This window comes from Devosia sp., assembly GCF_030689745.1.
Classification (GTDB): Bacteria; Pseudomonadota; Alphaproteobacteria; order Rhizobiales; family Devosiaceae; genus Devosia; species Devosia alba.
Map to the genome: position 1 here is coordinate 16,913 of NZ_JAUYGL010000198.1, position 16,175 is coordinate 33,087.

Annotated in this window: 15 protein-coding genes; 11 read left to right on the forward strand and 4 right to left on the reverse strand. The window is 60.9% G+C overall.

Translation table 11 applies throughout. From position 1 onward, the window contains the following. Window positions 1-30: 30 nt before the first annotated feature. Entirely contained in the window at window positions 31-1,020 is a 990-nt protein-coding gene (locus Q8O80_RS17695; RefSeq protein WP_305581688.1) for a D-glycerate dehydrogenase, read from the reverse strand. A 103-nt stretch (window positions 1,021-1,123) separates the two neighbouring features. Between Q8O80_RS17695 and Q8O80_RS17700 the strand changes: the two genes are divergently transcribed. Next, window positions 1,124-1,702 carry an SH3 domain-containing protein gene (locus tag Q8O80_RS17700; protein ID WP_305581690.1) on the forward strand — a complete coding sequence of 193 codons (579 nt, stop codon included), beginning with the start codon at window positions 1,124-1,126 and terminating at the stop codon, window positions 1,700-1,702. Here Q8O80_RS17700 and Q8O80_RS17705 read toward each other — a convergent pair. Beyond that, complete coding sequence (locus Q8O80_RS17705) at window positions 1,699-2,484, reverse strand: siderophore ferric iron reductase (protein WP_305581692.1); 786 nt, start codon at window positions 2,482-2,484, stop codon at window positions 1,699-1,701. The two genes, Q8O80_RS17700 and Q8O80_RS17705, sit on opposite strands and share 4 nt — an antisense overlap. Window positions 2,485-2,582: 98 nt before the next feature. After that, window positions 2,583-3,344: a copper homeostasis protein CutC gene (locus Q8O80_RS17710; protein ID WP_305581694.1), complete on the reverse strand. Its 762-nt coding sequence runs from the start codon at window positions 3,342-3,344 to the stop codon at window positions 2,583-2,585. Between the two features lie 123 nt (window positions 3,345-3,467). Between Q8O80_RS17710 and Q8O80_RS17715 the strand changes: the two genes are divergently transcribed. From Q8O80_RS17715 to Q8O80_RS17750, 8 genes are all read left to right on the forward strand, one after another. Further along, on the forward strand, window positions 3,468-3,842 hold the full coding sequence (locus Q8O80_RS17715; protein ID WP_305581696.1) for a GntR family transcriptional regulator: 375 nt from the start codon (window positions 3,468-3,470) through the stop codon (window positions 3,840-3,842). Then, window positions 3,835-4,749, forward strand: a complete 915-nt coding sequence (locus Q8O80_RS17720; RefSeq protein WP_305581698.1) for an ABC transporter ATP-binding protein — start codon at window positions 3,835-3,837, stop codon at window positions 4,747-4,749. Before Q8O80_RS17715 ends, Q8O80_RS17720 begins: the two co-directional genes overlap by 8 nt. Beyond that, a complete protein-coding gene (locus Q8O80_RS17725; protein ID WP_305581700.1) occupies window positions 4,746-5,663 on the forward strand; it encodes a hypothetical protein in 918 nt (305 codons plus the stop codon). Before Q8O80_RS17720 ends, Q8O80_RS17725 begins: the two co-directional genes overlap by 4 nt. A 141-nt stretch (window positions 5,664-5,804) precedes the next feature. After that, the gene (locus Q8O80_RS17730; RefSeq protein ID WP_305581702.1) at window positions 5,805-6,734 is read left to right on the forward strand and encodes a helix-turn-helix domain-containing protein; all 930 of its coding nucleotides are present in this window, start codon (window positions 5,805-5,807) and stop codon (window positions 6,732-6,734) included. Window positions 6,735-7,133: 399 nt separating this feature from the next. Then, entirely contained in the window at window positions 7,134-8,051 is a 918-nt protein-coding gene (locus tag Q8O80_RS17735; protein ID WP_305581704.1) for a siderophore ABC transporter substrate-binding protein, read from the forward strand. A 78-nt stretch (window positions 8,052-8,129) separates the two neighbouring features. Beyond that, window positions 8,130-9,092 (forward strand): ABC transporter permease, encoded by a 963-nt coding sequence (locus Q8O80_RS17740; RefSeq protein WP_305581706.1) that lies wholly within the window; start codon window positions 8,130-8,132, stop codon window positions 9,090-9,092. Beyond that, window positions 9,082-10,044 (forward strand): iron chelate uptake ABC transporter family permease subunit, encoded by a 963-nt coding sequence (locus Q8O80_RS17745; protein WP_305581708.1) that lies wholly within the window; start codon window positions 9,082-9,084, stop codon window positions 10,042-10,044. Before Q8O80_RS17740 ends, Q8O80_RS17745 begins: the two co-directional genes overlap by 11 nt. Beyond that, window positions 10,041-10,745, forward strand: coding sequence for an ABC transporter ATP-binding protein (locus Q8O80_RS17750; RefSeq protein WP_305581710.1), 705 nt, complete (start codon window positions 10,041-10,043; stop codon window positions 10,743-10,745). The genes Q8O80_RS17745 and Q8O80_RS17750 overlap by 4 nt, the downstream gene beginning before the upstream one ends. A gap of 64 nt (window positions 10,746-10,809) precedes the next feature. Here the strand turns inward: Q8O80_RS17750 and Q8O80_RS17755 are convergent, their stop codons facing one another. Beyond that, window positions 10,810-11,829 carry a LacI family DNA-binding transcriptional regulator gene (locus Q8O80_RS17755; RefSeq protein ID WP_305581712.1) on the reverse strand — a complete coding sequence of 340 codons (1,020 nt, stop codon included), beginning with the start codon at window positions 11,827-11,829 and terminating at the stop codon, window positions 10,810-10,812. A gap of 161 nt (window positions 11,830-11,990) precedes the next feature. On the opposite strand from Q8O80_RS17755, the gene Q8O80_RS17760 reads away from it, so the two are divergent. After that, window positions 11,991-13,910 carry an ABC transporter substrate-binding protein gene (locus Q8O80_RS17760; protein ID WP_305581714.1) on the forward strand — a complete coding sequence of 640 codons (1,920 nt, stop codon included), beginning with the start codon at window positions 11,991-11,993 and terminating at the stop codon, window positions 13,908-13,910. A gap of 81 nt (window positions 13,911-13,991) precedes the next feature. Beyond that, a complete protein-coding gene (locus tag Q8O80_RS17765; protein WP_305581716.1) occupies window positions 13,992-16,100 on the forward strand; it encodes an alpha-amylase family protein in 2,109 nt (702 codons plus the stop codon). The last annotated feature ends 75 nt before the right edge of the window (window positions 16,101-16,175 follow it).

Genomic DNA, 16,175 nt, shown 5'->3' on the forward strand with positions numbered 1-16,175 from the left:
GCGCTCGCCCGCCATCATGGCGCTGTGCTCCTAGGGCAGTACCCGGTGTGGCGGCTGGTGACCGTCCATGAAGGCCCTGATATTGACGATCACCGTCTCGCCCATCTCAACTCGCGCTTCCAGCGTTGCCGAAGCCATATGGGCGGTCAGCACCACCTTGTTTTCCTCGGCCAGCGCCAGCAGGCGCGGATTGATGCCGTTCTTGTTCTCGAACACGTCCAGCGCCGCGCCACTGAGATGGCCGGATTCGATCTCGGCCACCAGGGCAGTTTCATCGACCAGCTCGGGTCGGCTGACATTGACCACAAAGCTGCCTGGCTTCATCCGGGCCAGCCGGTCTGCCGAGAGCAGATGAAAGGTCTCTCTGGTGTGGGGAGTGTGCAGCGAGACAATGTCCACTGCAGCGATCATCGCATCCAGATCAGGCCAATAGGTCGCCTCCAGCGGCTCTTCAATGGCGGGCGGGCGTCGATTGCGCGAGTAATAGTGGATGTTCAACCCGAACGCCTTGGCCCGCTGCGCCACTGCCGTGCCGATCCGCCCCATGCCGATTATGCCCAGCGCCTTGCCGCGCAAGCGGTGGCCCAGCATCGAGGTGGGTGACCAGCCGGCCCAGATCCCATCGCGCACCAGCATCTGTGTGCCTTCCACCAGCCGGCGCGGTAGCGCCAGCATCAGCACCATGGCCATGTCGGCCGTGTCTTCGGTCAGCACCGAGGGCGTGTTGGTCACGGTGAGGCCGGCAGCCCAGGCGGCCTCGACATCGATATTATCGATGCCATTGCCGAACTGGGCAATCAGCCGGACGCTCTTGGGCAGCCGGGCAATCAGGCGTGCGTCGATCTTGTCGGTGATCGAACAGACCAGCACGTCCTTGCCCGCCAGGCCGTCGATGATGTCGTCGGCCGTCAGTGTGACATCGCCATCATTGATGTCAGTCTCGAACAGCGTCGCCATCCGGGCCTCGATGGTCTCGGGCAGGCGTCGCGTCACCAGGATTTTGGGTTTGTGGCTGGCCATACGGTTCCGGAATGGGGTCGCGGGGTGTGGAAAACCTCCCCCTTCAGCGACCATTAAGGTTCATGGGGTACTGATAGGGCAATTCGATTTTATCTGCAAAGCCATGTTTGATCAGCCCCCTCATGGCGGCTTTGACCGTCATTTCCAGCGTCTTGCCCGTTCCATCGCCCTGCTATTGCTGGCGTTGCTGCCGGCTGTCCCGTCGGCGCTGGCCCAATCGGGCAATCCCAGCGGCCTGCCGCTGCCACGCTTTGCCACCACCCGATCCGAGCCGATCAATGTCCGCGTCGGCCCCGGCACCAAATATGAAGTGGCCTGGACCTATCTGAAATCGGTCATTCCGGTCGAGATCGTCCAGGAATTCGACACCTGGCGCAAAATCCGCGATGTCGATGGTGCCGAAGGCTGGGTGCACCAGAACCTGCTCTCGGGCACTCGCGCCGGCTATGCCACGCCGCTGCTGGCCAATGGCGAGGTCGCCCTGCGCGCCAGCCCGTCCGACAGCGCCGAGCTGCGCGCTCGTCTGGGCGCCGGCTTCAAGGTCATCATCAAGCAATGCGATGCCGTCTGGTGCGACGTCACCGCCAGCCGGCAGGACGACAATGCCCGTTCTGCCAGCTATTCCGGCCATGTGCGTCAGGAAGAACTCTGGGGTGTCTACCCCGACGAGCAGTTCGACTAATCCAGTTCCGCCAGCGCGTTGGCGCTCTGGCGTGCCACCCGTAGATCATTGTCCTGCTTGGGGCAGCTGGCGCAAAGCCGGTCTGGATCGATCAGATAGTCGAGGCAACAACCCTTGCGCTTGACGATCAGCAATTCGCGTCCGTCCGGGGCCACGATGGTCTCGAGCGTTCCCTGTCCACTCAATGCCAGCGCCGCCAGCCATTGGTCGCAATAGTCGCGGATCATCGCGACCGGCAGATCGCGCTGCCGCTGGCTCAACCAAACCATCAGGCTGAGCATGCGGTCCGCCAGCAGTCGCTTGGCGGGCAGGGGACGCAGCTTGACCAGCGCATTGACCTCCTCGAGCAACTGCGCCGTCATGGTGTTGAGCTGGCTACTGGTCGTGGCGATGCGAGCGGCGACATCGCCCTCGCGCTGCTCCCCCGGCAACAGCCGGTAGCCATTGACATGGATCCCGCGCCGCTGCTGGCTCAACCCACCCAGATCTGGCACCGCGCCGTGGATGTGGGTGGCGATCACCGCCAGATAGGCAGGCTGCCAGATCAGATTGGTCCATAGCCGCACAGCCCAGAAGGCCGGGCCGGCTGCAGGATAAGTCACGGCCAGCGCCTGGTGCAGCTGCGCCATGAAGTCGGCATTGTCGCCGCCGGGCTGGTACCAGCCCGCGCGGGCCCGGCCGGGTTCACCCTGCATGAAGCCCGTCATTTGCGCCGCCGTCGCGATCAGCCGCGTCGTGGCAGTGTCGGCATCATTGGGGGCAAACAGAAAGGAGCGGACCATGCCTGCTTCTAGCGCCGCTGCAGCAAAGAAAAAAGCCCGCCCGGTGTCACACGGTCGGACCAATTTGCTGGCGCTGGCGCTACTTTGCCAAGAGCGCCTTAGAGCGCACCGCGTGCCACCGCGATGGTGGCGCGCACCGCCTCGGTATCGGTCACCGTCACCTCATATTCGCGCTCAATGGCGGTGCCGCCCATGCCGACATGGGGATTGCGGAAGGTCATGCCGCTCTTGAGGGTCTTGAGCGCGGCAAAGTGCATTTCGTCCACGCCGGTCTCGCGCCGCACCTGGGCAATCGTGTCGGCATCCAGCCCACCACAGGCCATGATGACAATGCGCCCATCGGCAATCGCCATGCAGTCCTTGAGAATTTCGCTGCCCTCGATCGCCGTATCGCGCTGGCCACTGGTCAGCACCCGATCAACCCCGCAGGCGATCAGTGCCTCAAGCGCCGCGCGATACTCTGCTGTCATGTCAAAGGCGCGGTGGCAGGTTACCGCCATCGGTCGCGCCGCCGCAACCAGGGCGGCAGTCCGCTCCTCGTCGATACGACCATCGCTCGTCAGACAGCCAATCACCACGCCGGCGACATTGCCCATCTCGCGCAGCGCCGTGATGTCCTCGAGCATGCTGTTGAACTCGACCTCGGAATAGAGGAAGTCCCCACCGCGCGGCCGGATGATGACGTGAAACGGAATGGTCGCCACCCGCAGCGCCTCGCGCACCACGCCCAGGCTGGGCGTCAATCCACCTTCGATCAGGCTGGCGCACAACTCCACCCGCTCCGCCCCGGCATTTTGGGCGGCGATCAGGCCATCAGTGCCTTCGACGCAGATCTCGATCTTGAACGGCGGCTTGCGCATAACTGGTCTCCAATTGGTATTGTATTGGATAGTGAACCACGCCGCTGCGGGCAAGCGGGAAAATTGCTATTGACAATCCGTATTACTGTATTAGTTGTGTGGCACACTATATAGGCAATACACATGGATGAGTTTCACACCAACCAGCCGATCTTCGTGCAGATCCGGCAGCGGCTGGCCGAGATGATCCTGCGCGGCAACGTGGCAGAAGGCGAGGCCCTACCCTCGGTGCGCCAGATTGCCGCCGATCTGTCGGTCAATCCGCTGACGGTCACCAAGGCCTTCGATGCGCTGGTGGAAATTGGTGTGGTCGAAAAACGCAGGGGACTAGGGATGTTCGTAAAGCCGGGTGCGCGCGCCGAATTGCTGACCCATGAGCGCAAGAAATTTCTGCTGCAGGACTGGCCCCGCATTGCCGCCCAGATCAAGGCGCTCGAGCTTGATCTCAGCACGCTCCTCAAACCCATCAATGATGATCAGGTGCACAACCATGAATGAGCTTACCCTTGATCCCGCACCGCCCAGTGGTGAGCCTATTGTCACGGCCCGCGGGTTGCGCAAGAGCTTTGGCCGCAAGGAGGTCCTGCACGGCCTTGATTTCGATATTCCCGCCGGGCGGATCTATGGGCTGATCGGCCACAACGGTGCTGGCAAGACCACCGCGCTCAACGCCATGCTGGGCCTGACCGATTGCCAGGGCACCATTCGGGTGCTGGGCGAAGACCCTTTTGCCCGGCGCGCCAAGCTGATGGAAAACGTCGCCTTCATTTCCGACGTCGCCAGCCTGCCGCGTTTTCTGCGGGTGCGCGAACTGTTCGCCCTGCTCAGCAATATTCATCCCAATTTCAGCCAGGACAAGGCGCGCGGCTTTCTCGAGGGCACCGACATCAAGCCTGAGATGAAGGTCAAGCACCTCAGCAAGGGCATGATTGCCCAGCTGCATCTGGCGGTGGTCATGGCCATCGACGCCAAGCTGCTGGTGCTCGATGAGCCCACGCTGGGCCTCGACATCACCTATCGCAAGCGCTTCTATCGCCGCCTGCTCGAAGACTACATGACCGAGGAGCGCACCCTGCTCATCACTACCCATCAGGTGGACGAGATCGAGTTCATGCTCTCCGACATCATGTTCATCCGCGATGGTGATCTGGTGCTGCACATGCAGATGGAAACCGTCAACGACAAGTTCACCCAGCTGGTGGTCACCGATCCGGCACATCTGGCGTCAGCCCGTGCCCTCAAACCGGTTTTTGAGGAAACCCGTTTCGGCCAGACCGTGCTGATCTTTGATGGCGTGCCCCGCACCCAGCTCGAGCCGCTCGGTGCGCTATCGACACCCACCCTGTCTGACCTGTTCGTCGCCCTGATGCAGCGGCCAACCGCCAACCCGGAGCCCGCTCGATGAAAGCTTTCACTGCGCTGATGCATCGCGAATTCATCGAACACAAGGGGGCGTTTTTCCTCGGCCCCATGCTGTTGTTGGGCGTGCTGTTCGGTCTCACCATTCTGGCTTTCACCGTCGGGCGGGTCGATGTGCACCTGTCGGGTGCCCTGTTCACCGTCGCGCCGCTGATCATCTACGAAATGGGCTTTTTCGGGCTTGGCTTTGCCTGGTCGCTTTATCTGGCGGTGACCCTGTTCTTCTACTGTGCCGATGGATTTGCTGCCGACAAGCGCAACAATGCCATGCTGTTCTGGAAGTCCATGCCGGTCACCGATTTCAAGATCCTGCTCAGCAAGCTGACGGCTGCCGTGACCATTCTGCCCGGCGTGGTGTTCGGCCTTGCTTTGCTCAGCGGCGTCCTGCTGTTCGGCGTGGCCTTTGCCACCATGTCAATCAATGGCACCGCCAGCGTCGGGACCCTGGGGGCCATTGTTGGCATCTATGGCAATGTGGCGCTCACCCTGTTCACCGCCCTGATTGCTGCCCTGCTCTGGTATCTGCCGGTGATGGCGCTGGTGGGCGCTATTGCCGCTGCCATTGGCCGCTGGGCCATCCCCATTGCGCTGCTGCTGCCCACGCTGATCTCGACCCTGGAATGGGTCACTTTAGGCGGTCTGCATCCCTTCGCCACCAATACCTGGCGGTTCCTGCAATATAGGCTTGCCGTGCCGCAGACCGACTATGTCGATACCTGGTTTGCCGCCGCCGAAACCGCCACCAGCGGTCGCCTGGGCGTGCCCCGGTTTGACGGTGTGGTCGCCTCGGGCGAGGTGCTCGCCAGCCTCGACTGGACCCAGATCGGCATCGGCATCGTCTTCGCGCTGGCCGCCATCTACCTCGCCAGCGAATACCGCCGCCGCGTCAACGACAACTAGGCCGACCACGGCGTGGCAGCCAGCCAGGTGCCGCCGCACACTTACGGCGGCGGTACCGGGGTGACGGGGCCATCAGGTTGATCACATCGCCATTCGTGATAGACAGGGTGCCTGCCTTAATCCCGCCTTGAGAGAGCCCCGATGAGCCGCAATTTTCTGGTCGTTGATCCTGAAGAGGACATGGAGGTTCTCAAGGGGCTGGCGTCGCCAATCCGGGTGAAGATCCTCAAGCTGCTGCATGTCGAAGGGGCGATGAACGGCAATGATATCGCCGAAAAACTCAGCCTGCCGCAGTCGACAGTGTCGACCAATATCCAGATCCTGGAGGGTGCAGGACTGATCCGGACGGAGACGCAAAAGGCGCGCAAGGGCAATCAGAAGATCTGTCACTCGATGTTTGACGAAGTGATGGTGATGTTCAAGGAAGACATCAAGCCATTGGCTGCCAACACCATCGAGGTGTCCATGCCCCTGGGGCTTTACACCAGTTGCGAGGTGTCGGCACCGTGCGGGCTGTGTTCGACCGAAGGGATTATCGGCTTGCTCGACGTGCCCGATACGTTTCTCGACCCGGACCGGATGAAGGCGGGTCTGCTCTGGTTCACCCGCGGTTATCTTGAGTACCAGTTTCCCAACAATGCCAAGCTGAGCCAGCAAGTGATTGAGGCCATGGAGTTTTCCATGGAGCTCAGTTCGGAGGTGCCGGGCACCTCGGCAGACTGGCCAAGCGATATCACCCTGTCGGTCAATGGCACGGAAATCGGCACCTGGATGTCGCCCGGCGACTTTGGTGACAAGCGCGGCGTCTATACCCCCGATTGGTGGAAACTGAAGGGCAGCCAATATGGCAAGCTCAAGAGTTTCCGCGTGACGACGGAGGGTAGCTATGTCGACGGCATGAAGATTTCGCCGGTGTCGTTGAGTGATCTGGACTTGGCCAACCGCCATTCCATTCGCCTGCGCATTGCCGTCAAGCCTGATGCCAAACACCCAGGTGGTATCAATATTTTTGGTCGTGGCTTTGGCAATTATGACCAGGAGATTATCATGCGGCTGCAGACTGCCGGGTGACCGAAAATCCACCGCCAGGTGGCGCGGCAAGAGTGGCACCCTTCGATCCGTCGCTGCATCGGGCGGCAATCGGGAACACCTTGCTACCCGTGCGTCTATTGACCACATCAGGGGGTGCCGCACCTCTCTGTATTTTATATCACGGGCTCTGATTTGCATCAGAGATCAGGTGGGCAGGCAGATCGACCGGCGCTCGTCTTTTTTCCATCGCAGCATCGCGAGTGGTCCTGACCCACTGGGTTTTCTCAGGGGTTCCGTGCCCGCGATTGGATGACATCAGCTCCGGTTCCCGAGGTGTGCATTTAGCTTTTGACTCTCATAATTCGCCGGGATAGGAAACCGGACATTGACGGTCAGCTTTTGACCGTGTCCTGTTGGCTGTTCTGGATTGGAAGTCTCGTGAATCTCGCTCATACCGCAATGTTTGCCGCACTGGTTGCCGGCGCCCTGTCGTTCACCCTGCCAGCGATTGCCCAGGAAAAAGCGATTGTTCACGCGCAGGGAGAAACCACCATTTCGGGCGTTCCGGCCAAGGTGCTGGTGCAGGATTGGGCGACATTCGACAATCTCGCCGCGCTGGATATTGCGGTTGCCGGCGTCCCCTCTTCCAACGTTCCGGGCTATCTGGCCGACCAGGTTCCGGCCGATCTGCTGCAGCTCGGCTCGCTGTTCGAGCCCGATTTCGAGGGCATTGCTGCTGCGCAAGCCGATGTGTATTTCGTCGCCGCGCGTTCGGCCGCAGCATACGCAACGGCCAAGGATATCGTGCCCACCATCGATCTGTCGGTGAACAACGACGCCGTTATCGCCGGCCTCGAGAAAAACCTCACTATTCTGGGCGATATTTTCGACGTCCAGCCCAAGGCGGCCGAGTTGATCGCCGCGCTTGATGCCAAGGTTGCCGCCGTCAAAGCCGCCGCAGCGGGCAAGGGCAATGCGCTGGTACTGGTCACCAATGCCGGCAAGCTTGGCGTTTATGGTCCCGATTCGCGCGTTTCCTGGATCTACAACGAAGTCGGCATCCCTTCGGCGCTGGCCCAGGTGAAGGATGGCGATCACGGTGGCGATGCGGTGACCTTTGAATTCCTGCTCGAGGTCAATCCGGACTGGGTGTTCGTCGTCGATCGCGACGCCGGCACCGGCGAGAACAACGGCGCTGCTGCCGCTCTGCTCGACAATGAACTGTTCAACCAGACCACTGCCGCCCAAAATGGACAGATCGTCTATCTCGACCCCCAGGCCGCCTACATCACCATGAACGGCTATTCCGCCGTGTCGCTGATGCTTGATCAGGTTCTGGCCGGCTTCCAGAAGTAAGCCTGTACGGGACCCATTTCCCGGCAGCCCCAGGCTGCCGGGTTCTGCTATTTTCACGGCACCGATTGGGGCAGCCGGTTGCGCACTTTGTTCATTGCCATTCTCGTCACCATCGGGTTGGCGAACATCAGCCTGTTTGTCGGCGTGAGCGACGTATCGCTCGCGTCTTTGCTGTCTTCCAGCCCCGATGATCGCCCGATGCAGGTGCTGCTGATCAGCCGCATTCCGCGCACCCTTGCCATCCTGCTGGCCGGCGCCTCAATGGCCATTGCGGGTCTGGTCATGCAGATGATCGTGCGCAACCGCTTCGTCGAACCCTCCACCGCCGGCACCACCGAGGCCGCTAGCCTCGGCTTTCTGGTGGTGACCATTTTTGCGCCCGGCTGGCCGCTAATGGCCAAGATGTTGGTCTCGGCCGTGTTCGCGCTGGGCGGCACGGCGCTGTTCCTGCGCGTACTACGCGCCGTACCGCTCCGTGATGTACTGCTGGTGCCGCTGGTGGGCATCATGCTGGGCGGCGTCATCGGTTCGATAACCGCGTTCTTTGCCTATCGAATGGGCTTGAACGGCTCGCTGCTGGCCTGGAGCATGGGCGATTTTTCAGGGGTCCTGCGCGGCCGCTATGAGCTGCTCTGGCTCGGCCTGGTTTGCTGCGTCATCGCCTATATTGCCGCTGACCGTTTCACCGTCGTCGGCATGGGAAGCGACTTCACCACCAATCTGGGCCTCAACCACCAGCAGGTCATGGTGCTGGGTCTGGTGATTGTCTCCATCGTCAGCGCAGTAGTGCTGGTCTCGGTGGGCGCCATTCCGTTTCTGGGTCTGATCATTCCCAATATCGTCAGCCTCACCGTGGGCGACAATATGCGCCGCACCGTGCCCTGGGTGGCGGTAGGCGGCGCGGCTTTCGTCATGATCTGCGACATCATCGGCCGCCTCGTGCGCTTCCCCTACGAAATTCCGATCAGCGTCGTGGTCGGTGTCGTGGGCAGCGTCATCTTCCTCTATCTACTGCTACGGACGCGTCGCCATGCCAGCTAACCTGTCCCGGCCGGCCCTGGTCCTGATCGCGCTTGCCGTTCTAACGCTGCTCTCCATTGTCTGCTTCATGACCTTGGGCGCCAAGGGCAGCTGGAGTTTCGTGCTCTCCTTCCGCGGCAAGAAACTGCTCGGGCTGATCCTGGTGGCCTATGCCATTTCGGTGTCGACCGTGCTGTTCCAGACCGTTGCCAACAACCGTATCCTGACTCCCTCAATCATGGGCTTTGATGCGCTTTACGTGCTGATCAAGACCGGTCTGGTCTTCTTCTTTGGCATCGGGGCGCTGGTCGCCGTCGACCCGCAAATCCAGTTTGTCCTGCAGGTGGCCGTCATGGTTGTCTTCGCCCTGCTGCTGTTCCGCTGGCTGTTTCTGGGCGAGGAACGCAGCCTGCACCTGCTGGTGCTGGTCGGCATTGTCTTCGGTATCCTGTTCCGCTCGATCAGCAATCTGCTGCAGCGCATGCTTGATCCCGGTGCGTTCAATGTGCTGCAGGATTCCATGTATGCCAGCTTTGCCACCACCGACGCCACGCTGCTGGCGATATCCTGCGTCATCGTGCTCGCCGTCAGCCTCGTGGCCTGGCGCATCCTGCCTGCCTTCGATGTGCTGAGCCTGGGCCGCGCACAGGCCATCAACCTCGGCGTCAATTACCAGCGCACCGTGGTTACCATTCTGGTGCTCATTGCCGTCCTGGTGTCGGTCTCAACGGCCCTGGTGGGCCCGATCACCTTTTTCGGTCTGCTGGTGGCCACCCTGGCGCACTCTCTGGTGGGCAATAGCCGACACATATATGTGTTGCCGGCCTCTGTGCTGCTCGCCGTCATCTGCCTCGTCGGGGGCCAGACCCTGTTGGAGCGGGCGTTTGCCTTCGACACGGCGCTCTCGATCATCATCGAGTTCCTCGGTGGCATTGTGTTCATATTTCTCGTCTTGCGGAGATCAGCCCGATGATCGTCACCAACCAGGTTACCAAGAGTTACGGCGACAGCTGCGTGGTCGACGGGGTCACGCTCAACCTGCCCAAGGGCGGCATCACCTCGATCATCGGACCCAACGGCGCTGGCAAATCGACATTGCTCTCGATGGTCAGCCGCCTGATGAGCATGGACAAGGGCAGCGTGACCGTCGATGGGCTGGACGTGACCAAAACCGCCAGCGATGTACTGGCGCGGCGCCTGTCCATCCTGAGGCAGGAAAATCACATGACGGCGCGCCTGACCCCTGCGGATAAAATCCATATCGATCAGGCCATCAACTATCTCAACCTCGACGCGCTATCACACCGCTTCCTTGACGAACTCTCGGGTGGCCAGCGCCAGCGGGCCTTTGTCGCCATGGTGCTGTGCCAGGACACCGACTATGTGCTGCTCGACGAACCGCTCAATAATCTAGACATGAAGCATGCCATGGCGATGATGAAGCTGCTGCGCAAGGCGGCCGATGAGTTGGGCAAGACCGTGGTGCTGGTGCTGCACGACATCAATTTTGCCTCCTGGTATTCGGACTATATTGTGGCCATGAAGCACGGCAAGGTCGCCGCCCAGGGCACAGCCGAAGCGATGATCGTGCCGGCCGTGCTGGCCGAGATCTACGAGATGGACATCAAGGTCCACCAGATCGGCGGCCAGCGCATCAGCGTCTACTATGGCTAGCTGCGTCCCATGAGGATGTGATTGTAATTTGGCGTCGCCAGAGGCCCCAATTGACCTCAATTGATCAGGCGTCCTGCGACGGGATGCGGCACGGAACCTTGGCAATGCCGGTGGAGGCGCGGACCACAAGACGACCCGTAAACAGCATTCTGATGGGCACATCAGGAGGAATTCGCTCATTGTTGCGATCATCCAGCAAGCGCACCAGACCGGCCCCCATTTCCCGACCATGCACCTTCACCGTCGTCAGGTGCGGCGAGATCTGGGTCGCTGCGGAGTAATCGCCAAAGCCGATGACCGATACGTCCTCGGGAATTCTGTAGCCCTGCCGCAGCAACTCCGAGACCACCGTCAGCGCCATGCCATCATGGGCGCAAAAGAACGCCGTTGGATGAAAGCCATCTTTCTGCACGGCCAGAAGATGCTCGGAAAACCGCCTCTCCGCCTGGAACGTCATTTCCCGGAAGCTGACGTCGGGCCGTTTCTCCAACACTTCGCGCACACCATAGAAGCGCTCTACACGGCCGCGGTAACCAGGCGTGCCGTGCACATAGGCGATGGTCTTGTGGCCCAGATCCAGCAGGTAGTTTGCCACTGCTGATCCCGCTTCGTGGTCGGTGCCCGCAACAATGTCGAATGGATCGAGTGGGTCCATCCAGCCGATCCGGGCCACCGGCATGCCAAGGTCACGAATCGACTGCATGGTCTGTTTGAGATGGGGCCCGACCAGCGCTATGCCGCGGCAGCCCCTGGCAAAGTCCACGATCTCGCTAGCGAGGTGGGACCAGCACATGCGCACCTGGTAGCCACTGCGCAGCGCCTCGGCCTGGAAGCCGCTCTGGATCAGCAGATGCAGTTCGGAATTGATCAGGTCGGTATCGTGAAACACCACGCCGAGCACCGGCGTCTCCACTTCAACCACGGCCCGCTCATATCCCAGTTCGGTGGCCGCCTGCTGCACACGGCGGCGTGTTTCCTCGCTGACGCCATCCTTGCCGGACAGGGAGCGGGACACGGCGAATTTGGACAGGCCCGTCCGCTCCGCGATGGTGGACAAAGTGACACGCGCCGTTCGAGATCTCAAACAAAACCTCCGCTTCCTGGGCCCGACATCCGAGCAGAACCAGCTAACCCAATCCACAGGATAACATCAATATTAACATAACGCTTTACCTAACAAAAAGGCAGTTACAAGCTGGTGGCAGCTAATAACGCTACAATGCGGTTAGCGAGGAGGAGATCACGATGGGAAGAATCAGCCGCAGGGCCTTTATCGCCGCCAGTTCCGCTTTCGCTGGAACGCTGGCAGTATCTTCATGGGTACGGGCGCAGGAATCCGCTTTTCTCAAACCGCAGGTGGAGGCGGGCACATTGCCACCTGTTGCCGATCGGCTACCCACCAATCCGCTGGTGATTACGCCATTTGACCGGGCAGGCCAGCAGGGCGGCGACTGGAACCACGCGCTGGTTGGCGGCGGATCACTGTCCATGCTGGTTCGTTATCAAGGTTATGAGCCGCTGGTGCGTTTCAATCCGGACTGGACGGGCCTGGTCAACAACGCTGCCGAGTCCTGGTCGGCCAATGCCGAAGCCACCGAGTACACCTTCACCCTGCGCAAGGGCCACAAATGGTCCGACGGGGCCCCCTTTACCACCGCCGACATTCAGTTCTGGTACGATGCCTATTTGACCGATGAGGAAACCTCACTGGGTGGCAATGCCTGGTGGTCGGTCAACGGCGAACAGGCCAAGCTCGAAGTGGTGGACGAGCAGACTTTCAAGGTCAGCTTTGCCGGCCCCAACGGCTTCTTTGTCCAGCAGCTTGCCTGGGCCCAGCAGGACCAGCTGACGCGCACCCCCAAGCACTATCTTGAGCAGTTCCACATCCGCTACAACCCCGATGCCGACGCGCTGGCCAAGGCGGCTGGCTTGGAAAGCTGGGTTGCGCTGTTCCAGCGCGAGATTGGCCTGCTCGACGACAACACCTTCTTCCAGAATGGCAATCGGCCAACGCTGAATGCCTGGGTTTTCGCCGAGGCGCCCGGTACCAATACCGAACAGGCGATCGCGACCCGCAACCCCTACTACTTCAAGGTCGACGATCAGGGCACGCAACTGCCCTATTTCGACCGGGTGGTCTACCAGATGGTCGCCGACCCCGAAGTGCTCCTGCTCAAGACCCTGCAGGGGGAGATCGACATCTTCGACCAGTATATCTGCACCCCAGCCAACAAGCCGGTGCTGTTCGATGGCCAGGAAACCGGCGATTACGGCTTCTATACCCTCAAGGAAACGGCGGCCAATGTCATGGCCTTCCAGCTCAACCTCAACCATCAGGACCCGGTCAAAAACGCGCTGTTCAACACGCTGGAATTCCGCCATGCCATGTCGCTTGCGGTCGACCGTCAGGCGCTGATCGATGCCGTATTTGTCGGCCAGGGCTCGCCGGCACAGCCTTCCATCATCGAAGGTGATCCGCTCTACAATGAACAATTGTCCAAGCAGTTCACCGAATTCGATCCTGCCCGGGCCAATGAGATGCTTGACGCCATCATTCCCGACAAGGATGGCGATGGCTATCGGCTGGACAGCGAAGGCCGGCGTGTTTCGATCATTTTCGAGATCGATCAATCTCGCACAACCTTCCTGGACATGTTCGAGCTGGCTTTGCCCATGTTCCGGGCGGTCGGCATTGATGCGCAGATGCGCACCATGGACCGCTCGCTCTGGGAGGAACGGGTGCGCCGCGGCCGTGAATATGACGCCACCGCCCACCAGTTCGGCGCCAATTCCGGCATTGCCGCCATGCTCGACGCCCGCTTCTATGTGCCGATCAACAGCAACTGCTTCTATGCGCCGGGCTGGTCGCTCTACTACACTGACCCCACCAATGAAGCCGCGGTGGAGCCCCCACCGGCGGTCAAGGCGCAGCAGGACCTGTACCGCACCCTGGTCGGCACTGCCGATCCGGCGACACAGAACGAGCTGATGGCGCAGGTACTACAAAACGCCGCCGATCTGTTCTTCACCTTCGGTGTCAGCCTGCCGCCAGATGGCTATGGAATTGTCAAGAACTCAGTCGTCAACCTGCTCGACACCATGCCCAATTCGTTTGGCTGGCCGACCCCGGGCCCCGCACGACCCGAGCAGTTCTTCAAGGCCTGACAGGCCTTCCACTCTCGCCAATGACAACGCCGGTCCCTCGTGGGGGACCGGCGACAGAAACCTCATACCCTGGGACCAGCCATGCTCGACGCCAAGGCGCAAGCCAATGATCACCTCCGCACCCACGACTGGTACAGGTCGGCCACCCGCTGGACCCAGCTTACCCTCGCCGAGGATGATCCGGTAAAATACGATCTGGCCCAGTGGATCGACATCTTCAAGCGGACGCGCTCCAACGCCACCTGCATCAGCGCGGGCGGCTATGTTGCCTATTATCCGTCCAAGGTACCGCTGCACCATGTTTCAAAGTTCATCGGCGACAGCGACCCGTTCGGCGATCTGGTGACCGGCGCGCGCCAGCTCGGCATGCATGTCATGGCCCGCGTCGATCCCCACGCCATCCACCAGGACGCCGCCGATGCGCATCCTGAATGGATCGCGGTTGACAAGGAAGGCAACAAGCGCCGGCACTGGGCTTTCCCCGATGTCTGGGTGACCTGCGCCTACTCGGACTACAATTTCAAATTCATGCCCGAAATCGTCCGCGAGCTGACCGCCAACTACGATATCGACGCCATTTTTGCCAATCGATGGCAGGGGCATGGCGTCTGCTATTGCCAGAGCTGCAAGACCAATTTCCGCACTGCCACCGGCCATGAACTGCCCATGGATGAAAGTCTTGAGAATCCGGCCTGGTTGGCCTGGACCGGCTGGCGCCGCAGCCTGCTGAGCCGGCTGGTGGTAGAATGGGATGCAGTGATGAAATCGGTCAAGCCTCACACCAGCTTCATTCCCAATATGGGTTCGGTCTCGCTCACCGAATTTGACCTCGATATCATCGAGAAATACTGCCCATTCCTCTGCGTCGATGACCAGGGCCGCAAGGGGGTAGAGCCCGTCTGGATGAGCGGTCGCAACGGCAAGCGCATGCGCGCCACATTCCGCGACCGCCCCGCCATCCTGATCACCTCGATCGGGCCCGAAGAAGAATATCGCTGGAAAGACTCGGTGACCACCGGTCCCGAAATCCAGGCGTGGATTGACGGCGGCACGACCCAGGGTCTGCTGCCCTGGTTCACCAAGTTCAATGGCGTGGTGCCCGACACGCGCTGGATCCAGCCGGTGGCCGACAGCTTTGGCATGCATGCCGATCTTGAGCCCGTGCTCAGCACGATGACGCCCACCGCCGAGATTGCCATTCTCGATCCGGCCACCACGCTGCGCCACCACGGCCAGGACACCCGCCGCGTCGCCGAAGCCGATGATCTCGGCTTCTACATGGCGCTGGTGGAGGCGCGACTGCCATTTGAAATGGTCTCCGATCAGGCCATGGCGCCGGCAATGCTGGACCGGTTCAAAGTGATTATCCTGGCCAATTCCACCTGTCTGTCCGACGAGCAGGTCCAGGCCCTGGAAGCCTATGTGGCCCGTGGCGGCTCGATCGTCGCAGCTCATGAATCCTCCACCCGCACGGAGGCCAACAAGCCGCGTAACGCCATTGCACTGGGCGATCTGCTCGGCGTCACCATGGCCAAGGCCGCACGCGGTCCGATCAAAAATACCTATGTCGCCATCAATGGCAGCCATCCGATCTCGGACGGTTTCGAGGGCGCCAATCGCATCATCGGTGGCACCAGACTGCTCGCCGTTGATGCTGCCGCCGACACCAGCAAACCATTCCTCTATGTCCCCGATTTCCCTGATCTGCCCATGGAAGAGGTTTATCCGCGAGAAGACCCCAAGGGCGCCGCTGTTGTCACCCGCGAGCATGCCTCGGGCGGGCGCACTGTCTATATTCCCTGGAATATCGGCGGCATCCTTTGGGAGGTCATGGCCGCAGATCATTCGCGGCTGATCGCCAACTCGGTTCGCTGGGCGCTCAACAAGCGCCCCGATATCGAAATCACCGGACTGGCCGCGCTCGATCTTGCTGTGCGCGAAAACCATGCCGGGCTTGCCGTGGTGCTCAATAACCTCTCCAATCCGATGATGATGAAGGGACCGATCCGCGAGATCTATCCGGTTGGGCGGCAGGACGTTTCCATTGCGATTCCGACGGGCAAAACGCTGGGCAAGGCCGAGTTGCTGGTTGCGGGCCGGGAGGCCGAGATTACCCTCGCCGATGGCCGTGTGACCGTCGTTGTTCCCAGTATCACTACCCTCGAAGTCATCCACCTCACCTGGGCCTGAACGCCATGCTGAACTATGTGATCAAACGGCTGATCTACATGATCCCGACGCTGTTCGGGATGTCGATGATCGCCT

Coding starts and splice junctions, on each gene's coding strand:
- Q8O80_RS17695 (WP_305581688.1), bottom strand. CDS start 1,020: ATGGCCAGCCACAAACCCAAAATCCTGGTGACGCGACGCCTGCCCGAG.
- Q8O80_RS17700 (WP_305581690.1), top strand. CDS start 1,124: ATGTTTGATCAGCCCCCTCATGGCGGCTTTGACCGTCATTTCCAGCGT.
- Q8O80_RS17705 (WP_305581692.1), bottom strand. CDS start 2,484: ATGGTCCGCTCCTTTCTGTTTGCCCCCAATGATGCCGACACTGCCACG.
- Q8O80_RS17710 (WP_305581694.1), bottom strand. CDS start 3,344: ATGCGCAAGCCGCCGTTCAAGATCGAGATCTGCGTCGAAGGCACTGAT.
- Q8O80_RS17715 (WP_305581696.1), top strand. CDS start 3,468: ATGGATGAGTTTCACACCAACCAGCCGATCTTCGTGCAGATCCGGCAG.
- Q8O80_RS17720 (WP_305581698.1), top strand. CDS start 3,835: ATGAATGAGCTTACCCTTGATCCCGCACCGCCCAGTGGTGAGCCTATT.
- Q8O80_RS17725 (WP_305581700.1), top strand. CDS start 4,746: ATGAAAGCTTTCACTGCGCTGATGCATCGCGAATTCATCGAACACAAG.
- Q8O80_RS17730 (WP_305581702.1), top strand. CDS start 5,805: ATGAGCCGCAATTTTCTGGTCGTTGATCCTGAAGAGGACATGGAGGTT.
- Q8O80_RS17745 (WP_305581708.1), top strand. CDS start 9,082: ATGCCAGCTAACCTGTCCCGGCCGGCCCTGGTCCTGATCGCGCTTGCC.
- Q8O80_RS17750 (WP_305581710.1), top strand. CDS start 10,041: ATGATCGTCACCAACCAGGTTACCAAGAGTTACGGCGACAGCTGCGTG.
- Q8O80_RS17760 (WP_305581714.1), top strand. CDS start 11,991: ATGGGAAGAATCAGCCGCAGGGCCTTTATCGCCGCCAGTTCCGCTTTC.
- Q8O80_RS17765 (WP_305581716.1), top strand. CDS start 13,992: ATGCTCGACGCCAAGGCGCAAGCCAATGATCACCTCCGCACCCACGAC.